We start from the raw sequence: 11,998 nt of genomic DNA, 5'->3' as shown, positions 1-11,998 counted from the left end.
CCCCACATGACCGACCGCCTCAACAACGCTCAGCCGTACGCCATCGGCCTGTTCCGCATCGTCATAGGCCTGCTCTTCGCCGTGCACGGCGCCGCCTCGCTCTTCGGTGTCCTCGGCGGCGCGGCCGGCACCGACGGCGGCTCCATCCCGTCCGGCACCTGGCCGGGCTGGTACGCGGCCGTGATCCAGCTCGTCGGCGGCGCCCTGGTGCTGCTGGGCCTCGGCACCCGCGGCGCGGCGTTCATCGCGTCGGGCTCGATGGCGTACGCGTACTTCGACGTGCACCAGTCGTCGGCCCTGTGGCCGATCCAGAACGGCGGTGAGCTCTCCGTGCTGTTCTGCTGGACCATGCTGCTGCTGGTCTTCACCGGCTCCGGCGCGCTCGGCCTCGACCGGCTCTTCGCCGGGCGCACGGCCGCGTCCCGTGCGGACGAGCGGGCCTCGGAGCCCGTCGCGGCCTGACCCGGCCGCCACCCGTGACGGCGCCCACCTCCCTCACCGTAGGTGGGCGCCGTCCCGTACCGCCCTGACCCACCCGTCCCGGCGACCCAGCCGAACGGGACGGTGAAGCACGCGGCCGCGCACCTCCCGCGCCCGCCCCGTCGTAGAGCACGACCGAACCGGCCCCGCCCTGCCGGAAGCCCCAGTCGTGCCGGGTCCTCGCGGTGCCGGTGGACCCCGCCCGCCGCGGCCGGATCGGCGGCGCGGGACTTCTGGTGCACCCGCGCCCCGCTCCTCCGGCACTCGTCCCCGCCCTGACTTCTCCCCTCCCCTGCTCGCTCCCGCCGTGAGAAGCACATGAACCCCCAGTGACCCTCCTGTCACACCCGCCGCGTACGCTGTATGGCTGTCACAGGCCGCCTGCCGCTCCCCCGCGACGTAGCGGCGAGGTCGTGCCAACGGGGGAGTACAGGGGAGTTTCGGTGTTGGAGAGTGTGGGGCCGCTGACGGGCAGCCCATGGATCTACGCGGCGGTGGCCGTCTCGGTCCTGCTGGACGTCTTCCTGCCGGTCCTGCCGAGCGGCGTCCTCGTCATCACGGCGGCCACGGCAGCGGCGGCGGGCTCCGCGGGGGCCGCCGTCGGGCAGGCGGTGCCCAACATCGCGGCGCTCACCCTCTCCGCGGCCACCGCATCGGTCCTCGGCGACCTGGTGGCCTACCGGCTGGCCTGGCGCGGCGGCGCACGCCTGGACCGGGCCATAGCCCGCTCGCGTCGGCTGTCCCGCGCGCAGGAACGTCTCGGCGCGGTCCTCGCGCGCGGCGGCGGCGCCCGGGGCGCGCTGGTCGTCCTCGCCCGCTTCGCGCCCGCCGGACGCTCGGTCGTCTCACTCGGCGCGGGCGCGGCCCACCGCCGGGTCCGCGAGTTCCTGCCGTGGTCGATCGTGGCGGGCCTGGCCTGGGCCGCCTACAGCGTCGCCCTCGGCTACTTCGGCGGCCAGTGGCTGGGCGCGAGCTGGTTCGCGACCGGGGTGTCGTTCCTGGCGCTGTTCGGCGCGGGGGCGGGCGCGGCGTACCTGATGCGCCGTCCCGAACCCCAGGAGTCGGGCACCAGCGCCTGACCCGCGGCCCTGAGGGGCGCGGGGGCTATCCGGCGCCCTGGGGCTGAGCGGCCCCGCGTACCTCCAGGCCGTCCAGCAGTTCGGCGGTGGCGGCGGCGATCGCCTCGACCGCGCGGTCGAACACCTCACGGTTGTGGGCGGCCGGGGCGCGGAAGCCGGACACCTTGCGGACGTACTGGAGGGCGGCGGCCCGGATCTCCTCCTCGGTGGCCTCTTCGGGGAGCACGGGCGGGCGGAGTGTCTTGATGCTGCGGCACATGCGACCAGTCTCGCGCATACCTGGGGGAACCCGGGGCGCCGATTCTGTTGCCGTAGCGGGATGATCTACGTCGAGGCGGCCACCTTCCGGGGCCGACCGACGAGAGGATCGAACAGCCATGACGAAGGACCAGTCGAAGGACCAGTCGAAGGAACGGGCCGAGGAACCTTCGACCGTGGCGGTACTGGGCCCGGGCGGCGTCGGCGGACTGCTGGCGGCACTGGTGGCGCGGGCCGGACACCGGGTGATCTGTCTGGCCGGGGACGAAACGGCGCGGGCGCTGCGCACGGACGGCATCCACGTCCGCAGCGGCCGGTTCGGGGACTTCACGACGGCCGTGGAGGCCGACACCGAACTGCGCGAACCGGTCGACGCCTGCCTGATCACCGTCAAGCACACGACGCTGGACGCGGCCCTGGAGCGGGTACGGCCGGAGGTGCTCGGTGACGGCCTGCTGGTCCCGTTCCTGAACGGTGTCGAACACCCCGCGACGCTGCGCGCCCGCTACGGCGCCGCCCGTGTCGCCCCCGCCGTCATCCGCGTCGAGTCGACCCGGACGGCACCCGGGGTGATCGAACACGGCAGCCCCTTCGCCGAGATCGACCTGACCGGCGAGAGCGTTTCGCGCGGCCGACTGGACGCGCTCGCCGGGGTGTTGGCGGCGGCCGGCCCGACCATCCGCGTACGGGACGACGAGGCGGCGACGCTGTGGGCGAAGATGTCGTTCCTCGCGCCCTTCGCGCTGCTGACGACCCGTTACGGGGTGCCGCTGGGCGAGGTCCGTACGCGCCACCGCGAGGAGTTGACGGCCCTGGTGGCGGAGACGGCCGCCGTCAGCGGGGCGTGCGGCGGCCCGGCGGACCCGGCCGTGGCCCTCGCCCGCTACGACGCCTTCCCGCCGGACACCAAGTCCTCCATGCAGCGCGACGCCGAGGCGGGCCGTGCGCTCGAACTGGACGCGATCGGCGGCGCGTTGCTGCGGGCCGCGGACCGGCACGGGGTGGCCGTGCCGGTGGCGCGGGGGCTGGTGCGGGAGTTGGAGGACCTGGAGGAGCCGGAGGGCAACCGCCGTCACTGAGCCCGGCTACGGCTCACCCCGACTACGGTTCACCCGACCACGGTTCACCCGGCGCGCGGCTCAGGCGTGGGTCTTGGCCAGCACTTCCAGGATCTCGTCCGTCGTGCCCGTCTCACCGAGACGCGGGAAGATCCGCTCGACGCTGTTGCGGTGGGTCTCGGCGTCGAGGTCGGTCATCGCGTCGGTGGCCAGGGTGACGTGGTAGCCGTGCTCGTGGGCGGCGCGGGCGCTGGACTCGACGCCGATGCTGGTGGCGATGCCGAGCAGCACGATCTGGGTGATCCCGCGGCGACGCAGCTGCAGGTCGAGGTCGGTGCCGTAGAACGCGCCCCAGTTCCGCTTGGTGACGACGATGTCCTCCGGGTGACCGGCGAGCTCGTCGACGAGGACGTCCCAGCCCTCCGGCCAGACACGGGGGGCGCGGGCGGGGCCGTCGATGCGCCCGGGGACGCCGTCCGCGCCGTCGGCGGCGGCGGTGACCCGGACGAGGACGACGGGGAGGCTCTGTTCGCGGAACGCGTCCGCGAGCCGGGCCGCCCGCTCCACGACCTCGGCGGCCGGGTGCGGGGCGAGGCCCGGGTTTCCGGCGATGCCGTTCTGCAGGTCGATGACGACGAGCGCGGTCTTCGGGTCGAGCGTGGTGACAGCCATGGTCAGGCCTTTCGGGGGGTGGAGGGCGCGAGGGTGCGCAGGGATCGGTCGAGCAGGGTCACCGCCAGGAGCAGCGTGGCTCCGGCGAGCATGAAGAGGGCCAGGTCGTGCAGGCCCCCGGTGTCGGCGCCATGGGGGAAGACGGCCGCGTCGGCGGCTGAGGCGACCATCGCGCCGAGGTACATGAAGGTGCGCAGGAGTCCGGCCGCGGAGCCCATACGGGCGGGGTCGGCCTGCCGGTAGAGGGCGTTCTGGTTGGCGAGGCCGTTGAGGCCCTGCGGGATGCCCATGACGATCCCGACGGCGCCGAGGAGCCAGATCGCACTGCCGGAGTTCGCGCCCAACAGCGCGGCACACCCGGCGATCTGAACCAGACTGCCCACGACGAGCTTGCCCCGGATCGCCTCGCGGCGCCCGGTGACGGCGGAGACGGCCAGCGCGCTGAGCGACAGGGGCAGCAGGACGAGTCCGGCGGTGGCGGCGGACAGGTCCCGCCCCTCCTCCAGCCACTGCGTGAAGCCGTACAGGAACGCGTACGCCGTCGTGAAGCTGAGGAATTGACGCAGGAAGGTCGCCAGCATGGGGACGTTGCCGCCGAGCACCCGCAGGTCGATGAACGGCTCCGCGACACGAACCTCCCGCAGGGCGAAGGCCGTTGCCGCGCCCACGGCGAGGACGAGCAGCCACCAGTGGTCGGCCCGCGGCTTCATCAGGAAGAACATGAGGGCGGCGAGCAGGCCGGCGAACAGCGCCATGCCGAGCGGATCGACGCTGCGCCTCTCCCGCTGCCCGCCCGGGCTCTTCGGCAGCCGCAGCACGCCGAGGACCAGACAGGCCACCGACAGCGGCACGTTGACGAGGAAGATGGTGCGCCAGCCGCCCACGCCGATCAGCAGTCCGCCCAGGGTGGGGCCGACGACGGAGACGGTCTGGGCGGAGACGGCGAGCGCGGTCAGTACTCCGGCCGGGCTGTCCCGCCCGGTGCGCTCGGCCTCACTGCGGGTGAGGCTCATCGAGGCGGGGTACGCGGCGGAGGTGCCGACTCCGAGCAGCACCCGGGCGGCGACCAGCGCGCCGAGGCTCGGAGCGAGGGCGCCGAGCAGCCCGGCGATCCCCACGAGCGCCGTCCCGATGAGATAGAGGCGACGGGGTCCGTAGGTGTCCACGAGCCGTCCGATGACGGGCTGCCCCACGGCGGTGGCCAGGTAGAGCCCCGTGACCAGCCAGGCCGTCTGCGCGGGCGATGCCCCGAGCGCGGCCCCGATCGGCACCAACGCCACCGCGATCATGGCGGAGTTGATGGGGTTCAGTACGGATCCGAGGACCATCGGGGCGATCAGCCGCCGGTCGAAGGAGTCCGCGGGGCGGTGGCGCGAGGGCCGGTCGGAGCGAGCCAGTCCGGATATCTTCGGCATCACGGCCGGGTGAGCCGGTCCAGTACGGCCATGGCCTCGATGACGGTCTGCCGCTCGGCCTCCGTGCAGCGGTCCTCGAAGGCCCGGGCCAGCCACTCCGCACGGGCCTGCCGGGTGCCCTCGATGCGCTCGCGCCCCGCGTCGGTGAGCGTGACGAGCTGCCGCCGGCCGTCCCCGGGGTCGGGGTTGCGCGCGATCAGCCCGTACTGGTCGAGCGCGGCGAGCGTGGCGGCCATCGACTGCGGGCGCACCCCCTCGGCGGCCGCCAGCCCACTGGCCGTCGCGGCGCCGCTCTTGCTCACCAGTGTGAGCGCGGACACCTGGGAGGGCGTGAGGTCCTGCGCCTCCCCCTCCGTCTCGGCGACCTCCCGGATCCGCCGCCGCAGCCGGTTGAAGGCGACCCGCAGATCCCGCGCGGCACGGGCGGCGGACCCGGAGATCCCGTCGACACCGTGGCCGTCCCTGCTCTCATCCATGCCCCCACGCTAAAACCTTCAGTCCAGACTGTCCAGTTCGAGCTGTGCAGTCTGGGCTGAGCAATTTCGTTGACACGGGGAGCCGATACGGGGGTTGATACGGGGAGCCGACGGAGCCGGAGGGAAATCCACGGGCGCTTCCCGCCCGCCCCGGGCAGGATGTGCCCTCGTGAACCACATCCTGTGCGGGCTCGCCGCCAACCCGGCCCTCCCCGCCGAGCTGGTCGACCGGCTGATCACGGTCGCGGACGACGAGATCGCCATGGAGCTCGCCGCCCGCCCGGACCTCGGCCGCGCCCAGGCACTCGCCCTGGCCGCCCGCGACGAGGAAACCGCCGTACACCTCGCGTACGAGGGACGCCTGACGTCCGCCGACATCGATCCCGTGGCCCAGCCGCAGGCCGCGCTCGCCCTGCTCGACACGGGGGCCGGCCTCCCGGAGTGGGCACGCCGCTTCGCGACGGATCCGGTCACCTGGCGCCGCGAGAAGCTGGCCGCCTGCCCGGACCTTCCCCCCGATGCGACGGACACGCTCGCCGCCGACTCCGAGATCGCGGTGGTGGCCGAGCTCGCGCTGTGGACCACCCCGGACATGGCCGCCCGGCTCGCGCGACACCCGCATGCGGAGGTCCGCCGCGCGGTGGCGGCCAACGAGGCGACACCACCGGCCGTACTGGAGATGCTGCTGACCGGGGACGGGCTGCCTGCGGCGCGGCACTGCCTGGTCTGCGACCGAGAGCGGACTCCGGCCGCCCACGCTCACCCGCACCCGCACCCGCACCCGCACCCGCACCCGCACCCGCACCCGGCCGACGACCTGCCGCCGGGCGCGTTCTGCACCGGTTCCCACGAGTCCACGGTGCACGAGATGGTGCGGCAGGCGCTGAGCAACCCGGCCACGCCCGCCCGGGTCGCCGCCGGCTTCGCCGGCCATTCCTCGGCGCTGCTGCGCTGGTCGCTCGCCGCCCGCCCCGATCTGCCTCCGGAGGTATGGGGGCGGCTGGTCGACGACCCGCTGCCCGGCATACGGGGCGACCTCGCCGAGAACCCCGCACTCGACGCCACCCATCTGCGCGCCCTGGCCACCGACGTGGACCCCGACGTACGGCGCAGACTGGCCCACCATCCCCGTGTGCCACTGGACCTGCTCACCTCCTTGGCGGGCAACACCAAGATCGGCGCGACCCTGCTGCCGCGGATCGCCGCCGCCACCCCCGCCGAGGTCGAGAGCCTGGCCAAGTCTCCCGTCCCGGCCGTACGGATGCTCCTGGCCGCACGACGTGATCTGCCGCCCGGAACACGCGACGCGCTGGCCGCCGACACCGACGCGAAGGTGCTCAAGTCCATCGCCCCTCACCCCGGCCTCTCCGAGGCCCGGCTGCGTGACATGATCGGCCGTCACGGAGTCCGGGTGCTGGCCAAGGTGGCGACGAACCCGGACGCGTCGCCGTCCCTGCTGGAGCACGTGACGAGACACGACCCACCGGTCCGGAAGGCGTTCCGCGAGGTGGCCCGCCACCCCAACGCGACGGCGCCGTCCCTGCTCGCCTGCCTGACCGACCCACAGGCACGACCGTTGGCCGCCGCCCACCCGTCCCTGCCCGTACCGGTCATCGTCGAACTGCTCGGCGACGCCGAGGGGCGCGTGGCGGAGGCGGCCGCGGCCAACCCGTCACTGCCGCCGGCCATGATGCTGAAGCTGATCCCCTGACCCCGCCGGGGCAAGGAACGGCTCCAGCAGGCCGAGGAGCCGGTCCGGGCGGTGCAGCGGGATGATGTGCCCGCAGTTCTCGATGACGTGGCCGGTCAAGTCGTCGGCCACCGGCCGCAGTTGCTGTGCGAGCGCGCCGCCCACGGGGTGGGCGCCGATGGCCATGGTGGGCACGGTCAGCCGGACCGTACGGACGGCTTCCTGGATCTGCCGGGCGCTTTCGGGCAGGGCCCGGTAGTACGAGAAGGCGCAGCGCAGAGCCCCGGTCCCGGTGTACGCGTGGACGAAGGCGTCGCGGACGGCGGGATCCACGCCCTGCCCGAGGGTGCCCGCGTCGAGGAACCAGTCGATGTACCGGTCCTCGTGCCCGGTCAGGACGGATTCCGCGAGGCCGGGTTCCGTGTGGAAGCCGAACCACCACGGTGCGCCGTGGGTGAGGAACTCCTCCGCGCCCTGCAGCCTGCCCACCAGCGACTCCATGACGACGAGTCGCCGGACGAGGCCGGGGCGGCGCATGGCGAGCAGGAAGGCCGGCGGGGTGCCCGCGTCGATGCCGATCACGGCGGCCGAGGTCTCTCCGAGGGCGTCGAGGAGGGCTTCGGCGTCGGCCGCGAGCGTACCGGCGTCGTAGCCGCCCGCCGTGCGCGCGCTGGCGCCGCATCCGCGCAGGTCCGGTGCGATGACCCGGTACCGCCCGGCGAGCCCGTCCATGACGTGGGTCCACAGCTGCCAGGTGTGCGGGAAGCCGTGGAGCAGCAGAACGGCCGGGCCCTCACCGGCCAGGGCCACGTTGAGTTCGACGCCGTTGGCTTCGACCTGCCGGAGCGCGACGGACATGAGACCTCCAGGTGCCGGGGGGAAGGTGGTCACCATTGGTGACAACCGAACGCTAGGTAACTAACCTGGAGACGCCAAGACCGCACTTCCACGACAGGTAGTGAGCCCCAGGTGACCCCCTCATGACCTCTCCTCCGCCACAGCCCCGCGACGGGACTCGCGGAGATCTGTTCGATCCGCAGTGCCCGACCCGTCGCCTGCTCGACCGGATCGGTACGAAGTGGATGTCGATGGCCGTCAAAGTGCTGGCGGAGGCGTCCCCGGAGGAGGTGCGCTTCGCGGAACTGCGACGCAGGATGCCCGGGGTCTCGCAGAAGATGCTGTCGGTCACCCTCCAGGGCATGACCCGCGACGGCCTGGTCGGCCGCAGGGTGGAACCGACGGTGCCGCCGCGCGTGCACTACCGGCTCACTCCGCTCGGCCTGTCGCTGGAGGGCCCGCTGGCCATGGTCAGGGCCTGGGCCGAGGAGCACATGGCCGAGGTGGACCGGGCCAACGCGCGCAGCCGCGAACTCGCCGACGACGACTGACCGTTCGGGCCGCCACGACAGGACGCCGTCCGCCGTGGACGCCCCACCCGTTCGCGTGAAGTCCCCGAAGGAACTCGCACCTCAAATTCGAACAGGCGTACCATTGCCGCGTGGCTGCGACCTATGACTTCCCGAGTGACCTCCTGGCAGGCCAGGAGGAGCTGCATCAGGTCCGGGCGGAGCTCCTGGCCCTGCTCAAGAAGCTCCCCTGGTCGGTGGAGCCCCTGGACGGCTTCAGCGACGACAAGGGCTGGCGCAAGGTGGAACGCCCCGCCTCCCCCGGCTGGACACCCGACGAACAGGCCGAGGTCGAAAAGCTCCGCCAACGTGAACGAGAACTCGCCGTCTTCGTCACCTGCCACCGCTTCTGGTCGGAGGTCGCCCCACCGGACACGCTGGACGCCCGCGCGAAGCTGAAGCACGCCCACGAAGGCCCGCCGCAAACGTCGTAATTCCGTGTCACTCCGGGTACGAGGGAGCCCCCGCGCGGCAACAATGAGTCACCGGCGTTGACGCGGAGGTACTCATGCCCATGCTCCTCATCGAAGGCGACTACCGGATCCTGAACGCGAAACCGGACGGCGACACCGTCCGCTTCGACCCGCACGACGCGGCCTTCTGGTACGAGATCCCCGGCACGCACAAGATCGACAAGACCCACCGGAACAGCCGTGGCGGCGCCAACCTGCGGCTCGACGCGATCGACGCGCTGGAGACCCACTATCTGGGCACGGGCCCGCACGAGGTGCACCAGCCGCTCGACCTCGCCCACGCCGCCCGCGACGAGCTGCTGAACTGGCTCGGATTCACCACCGTCGAGCACGCGGGCGAGAAGGTCACCGCCGGCACCCCGGAGAGCGTGCCCGGTTTCATCCTGGCGAGCGCGATCGACGTACACAGCCGCTGCGTCGCGCTGGCCGGTCGCGGGGCGCCACCCGCGGGCAAGAAGAGCGGCGACTGGATCACCGTGGACGTACCGCTGCTCCGCACCACCGCCAACCACCACCTGCTCACGCTCGGCCTGGTCTTCCCGACCTTCTACTCTGACCTCTTTCCCGACCTGCGCACCGAGCTGACCGCCGTGTCCCAGCAGGCGAGGTCGGCGGGCCTGGGCGTATGGGCCAAGGACACGACGACCACCGGGGCGGCGATCACCGGCCTGTCCTCCCTCACGGACGACCTGGTGCTGCTCCCGAAGCTCTTCCGCCGCCTCGCGGACCACTTGCGCTTCGCGCCCGACTCCTCGCTGGACTGCTTCCCCAGCTACCTCTTCGGCGGCGCCGACCGGTTCCGCATCCTCTCCCAGGGCCCCACCGCCAAGACCCTCACCGGCCTGCACCACGTGGTCGAGGTCGACGGCGGGACGGTACGCATGACCCACCCGATCGAGGACCTGGTCTTCGCGGAGGAATGACCAGATCGGATGTTCGACTGCCGGAACTCTCGGCCGTCAGGACTTCACAAGTCCGCCCACCCACCAGTCACGCGGTTCCCCTCTGACCACGGTGCGATGGCGCAGGGTTCCCTCGACGGTGAAGCCGAGCTTCTCGGCGAGTGCGCGGGAGGGCACGTTCCCGACCATCGCCCACCACTCGATCCGGTGCGCCCCGAGCACGGCGAAACCCCAGTCGCACAGGACCCGGGCCGCCTCCGCGGAGTACCCCTGGCCGCGCTGCTCCTTGGCCGCCCAGTAGCCGAGTTCGTAGACCCCCTCGGAGAGCCTCGTCAGACAGAACGACCCGACCAGCGCACCGTTGTCCGACCGGAAGGCACCCAGAATGTGGTCGCGATCCCCGGCCCAGCCCTGGGGCGCGGTCTCCCCGACGTACTTCTCGGCATCCTCACGCCGATACGGTGACGGCGCCGGCGTGTAGAACTGGATGTCCTCGTCCTGACAGGCAGCGTGCACCGCGTCCGCGTCAAAGGGGCCGAAGGGCCTGAGCAGAAGTCGCGCGGTCTCCAGAGTCACGGGATCCATGGCCGCAGTATGGCCAGCACCCACCGGCGCAACCACCGAATTTCCGGCGCCCACGGGCCCGCTACGGCATGCCCGGCACGGTCCTGATCCAGCGGCGGAACACCAGGCAGGAGATCACGGGGCCCACCACAAGGGAGCACACCCAGAGGACCATGGTGAAGGGGGAGATCGCGTAGTACTGCACACGCTCAGGCAGGAACGCGACCAGCCCCAAGCCCACGACGAGAACCGCCCACGTACCGAGAACGACAAGTACGGCCTTGGACACGATGACTGCAACTCGCATGGCCGATGAGGATAGCCAAAGAGGATCAATGCCCAGGCCCCCCGGGTTCCCCCGGCCGACCTGGGCCTTGCTCGTGTCCTGAGGCTGGTGGGCGTGGACGGTTTCGAACCGCCGACATCCGCCTCGTAAGTTCGGTCCGGGCTCCGCGGACCGGCCCTGAAGGCCATTTGAGTGACCAGAACGTCACCTTCCGTGCACGGACACGCAGCGTGTGGTGCGATGCCCACGGGAAATCCGGGGTCGGGCTCGGAAAGCGACGCCCGCCCTGGATCCGTGGACGACTGAAGGGAAGCCCATGGTGCTCCGCGCGCTGGCCGCGACTGGTGTCGCCACATTGCTCGGCTCGTCGGCCTTCGGCGGCACGCCGCCGCCGGATCGGATCGTCATCGACAGCGTGACTGTCAACGGTTCCGGCTGTCCGACAGGGACGGCCGCCGTGGCCTTGTCCCCTGACAACACCGCCTTCACCATCACTTACAGTAACTATCTCGCCCAGGTGGGGCCCGGCTCGGCGCCGACCGACCGGAAGAAGAACTGCCGGCTCAACCTCCTCCTGCACGTCCCCCGTCGCTACACCTACGCGATCGTGTCCGCCGGCTACAGCGGCTTCGCCTCACTGGCGCCGGGTGCGTCCGGGACCCAGCGGGCCAGCTACCACTTCCAGGGCAACGCCCACACCACCAACTCGACCCATCACTTCAAGGGCGGGTTCAACAACAACTGGCAGACGACCGACACCGTGGACGTCGCCGCCCGGGACTTCGCCCCCTGCGGAGGGAAGCGCAACCTCGACATCAACACTGAACTGCTGGTCGATCGCGGCACCTCGAGCCCGAGCGCCACCAGCTTCATCGAGATGGACTCGACGGACGGCAGGATCAAAACCGTGTACCACCTGGCCTGGAAGCAGTGCCGGTGATCTCCTGACGCTGCCATCGGCTGATGCCGCGGCGACTACGTGTTCACCACGCGAACGGGACGGCCGATCGAGCCGCGCGACGTCTGTCGGTCCTTCACGCGCGCGGCCAAGAACGCGGACCTGCGACCTGGATGCCAAAGACCCCCAGCCATGATCGGCCGGGGGTCTTTGTCCTGGTGGGCGCGGACGGTTTCGAACCGCCGACATCCGCCTTGTAAGGGCGGCGCTCTACCACTGAGCTACGCGCCCAGGACGAGTCGACAGCCTACATTGCCCGGGGGGATGCCCCGCAAACCCGT

15 protein-coding genes and 1 tRNA gene are annotated in these 11,998 nt (G+C 71.9%); 8 read left to right on the top strand and 8 right to left on the bottom strand.

Annotated elements, in window-relative coordinates; all coding sequences use genetic code 11:
- The first annotated feature begins 6 nt into the window (after positions 1–6).
- Positions 7–462, top strand: coding sequence for a DoxX family protein (locus ACZ69M_RS02925; protein WP_470046128.1), 456 nt, complete (start codon positions 7–9; stop codon positions 460–462).
- Between the two features lie 461 nt (positions 463–923).
- Positions 924–1,559: a DedA family protein gene (locus ACZ69M_RS02920; RefSeq protein ID WP_470046127.1), complete on the top strand. Its 636-nt coding sequence runs from the start codon at positions 924–926 to the stop codon at positions 1,557–1,559.
- A 25-nt stretch (positions 1,560–1,584) separates the two neighbouring features.
- On the opposite strand, the gene ACZ69M_RS02915 is transcribed toward ACZ69M_RS02920, so the two are convergent.
- Positions 1,585–1,818: a DUF2277 domain-containing protein gene (locus ACZ69M_RS02915; protein WP_470046126.1), complete on the bottom strand. Its 234-nt coding sequence runs from the start codon at positions 1,816–1,818 to the stop codon at positions 1,585–1,587.
- Between the two features lie 118 nt (positions 1,819–1,936).
- Between ACZ69M_RS02915 and ACZ69M_RS02910 the strand changes: the two genes are divergently transcribed.
- Positions 1,937–2,896: a ketopantoate reductase family protein gene (locus ACZ69M_RS02910; protein ID WP_470046125.1), complete on the top strand. Its 960-nt coding sequence runs from the start codon at positions 1,937–1,939 to the stop codon at positions 2,894–2,896.
- A 60-nt stretch (positions 2,897–2,956) separates the two neighbouring features.
- Here the strand turns inward: ACZ69M_RS02910 and ACZ69M_RS02905 are convergent, their stop codons facing one another.
- From ACZ69M_RS02905 to ACZ69M_RS02895, 3 genes are read right to left on the bottom strand one after another with little or no spacing between them, the layout of a single operon-like run.
- The gene (locus tag ACZ69M_RS02905) at positions 2,957–3,547 is read right to left on the bottom strand and encodes a hydrolase (RefSeq protein WP_470046124.1); all 591 of its coding nucleotides are present in this window, start codon (positions 3,545–3,547) and stop codon (positions 2,957–2,959) included.
- 2 nt (positions 3,548–3,549) lie between these two features.
- Positions 3,550–4,962 (bottom strand): MFS transporter, encoded by a 1,413-nt coding sequence (locus tag ACZ69M_RS02900; RefSeq protein WP_470046123.1) that lies wholly within the window; start codon positions 4,960–4,962, stop codon positions 3,550–3,552.
- Entirely contained in the window at positions 4,962–5,438 is a 477-nt protein-coding gene (locus ACZ69M_RS02895) for a MarR family winged helix-turn-helix transcriptional regulator (protein ID WP_470046122.1), read from the bottom strand. The genes ACZ69M_RS02900 and ACZ69M_RS02895 overlap by 1 nt, the downstream gene beginning before the upstream one ends.
- 169 nt (positions 5,439–5,607) lie before the next feature.
- Here ACZ69M_RS02895 and ACZ69M_RS02890 point away from each other — a divergent pair, with 169 nt between their 5' ends.
- Positions 5,608–7,149: a hypothetical protein gene (locus ACZ69M_RS02890; protein ID WP_470046121.1), complete on the top strand. Its 1,542-nt coding sequence runs from the start codon at positions 5,608–5,610 to the stop codon at positions 7,147–7,149.
- Here the strand turns inward: ACZ69M_RS02890 and ACZ69M_RS02885 are convergent.
- Positions 7,111–7,986, bottom strand: a complete 876-nt coding sequence (locus ACZ69M_RS02885; RefSeq protein WP_470046120.1) for an alpha/beta fold hydrolase — start codon at positions 7,984–7,986, stop codon at positions 7,111–7,113. The genes ACZ69M_RS02890 and ACZ69M_RS02885 overlap by 39 nt on opposite strands.
- Before the next feature lie 122 nt (positions 7,987–8,108).
- On the opposite strand from ACZ69M_RS02885, the gene ACZ69M_RS02880 reads away from it, so the two are divergent.
- From ACZ69M_RS02880 to ACZ69M_RS02870, 3 genes are all read left to right on the top strand, one after another.
- Complete coding sequence (locus ACZ69M_RS02880; protein WP_470046119.1) at positions 8,109–8,516, top strand: winged helix-turn-helix transcriptional regulator; 408 nt, start codon at positions 8,109–8,111, stop codon at positions 8,514–8,516.
- A 110-nt stretch (positions 8,517–8,626) separates the two neighbouring features.
- Complete coding sequence (locus ACZ69M_RS02875; RefSeq protein ID WP_470046118.1) at positions 8,627–8,968, top strand: hypothetical protein; 342 nt, start codon at positions 8,627–8,629, stop codon at positions 8,966–8,968.
- Between the two features lie 74 nt (positions 8,969–9,042).
- Positions 9,043–9,930: a nuclease gene (locus tag ACZ69M_RS02870; RefSeq protein ID WP_470046117.1), complete on the top strand. Its 888-nt coding sequence runs from the start codon at positions 9,043–9,045 to the stop codon at positions 9,928–9,930.
- 36 nt (positions 9,931–9,966) lie between these two features.
- On the opposite strand, the gene ACZ69M_RS02865 is transcribed toward ACZ69M_RS02870, so the two are convergent.
- On the bottom strand, positions 9,967–10,494 hold the full coding sequence (locus ACZ69M_RS02865) for a GNAT family N-acetyltransferase (RefSeq protein ID WP_470046116.1): 528 nt from the start codon (positions 10,492–10,494) through the stop codon (positions 9,967–9,969).
- A 61-nt stretch (positions 10,495–10,555) separates the two neighbouring features.
- Complete coding sequence (locus tag ACZ69M_RS02860) at positions 10,556–10,780, bottom strand: hypothetical protein (protein ID WP_470046115.1); 225 nt, start codon at positions 10,778–10,780, stop codon at positions 10,556–10,558.
- Between the two features lie 295 nt (positions 10,781–11,075).
- Between ACZ69M_RS02860 and ACZ69M_RS02855 the strand changes: the two genes are divergently transcribed.
- On the top strand, positions 11,076–11,699 hold the full coding sequence (locus tag ACZ69M_RS02855) for a DUF4360 domain-containing protein (protein WP_470046114.1): 624 nt from the start codon (positions 11,076–11,078) through the stop codon (positions 11,697–11,699).
- A gap of 174 nt (positions 11,700–11,873) precedes the next feature.
- Here ACZ69M_RS02855 and ACZ69M_RS02850 read toward each other — a convergent pair.
- A tRNA-Val gene (locus ACZ69M_RS02850) sits at positions 11,874–11,948 on the bottom strand.
- Positions 11,949–11,998: the final 50 nt, after the last annotated feature.

This window comes from Streptomyces sp. NPDC107454 (assembly GCF_055582885.1).
Note: the sequence above shows the minus strand (reverse complement) of the source record. Positions and strands in the feature narration are given on the sequence as shown.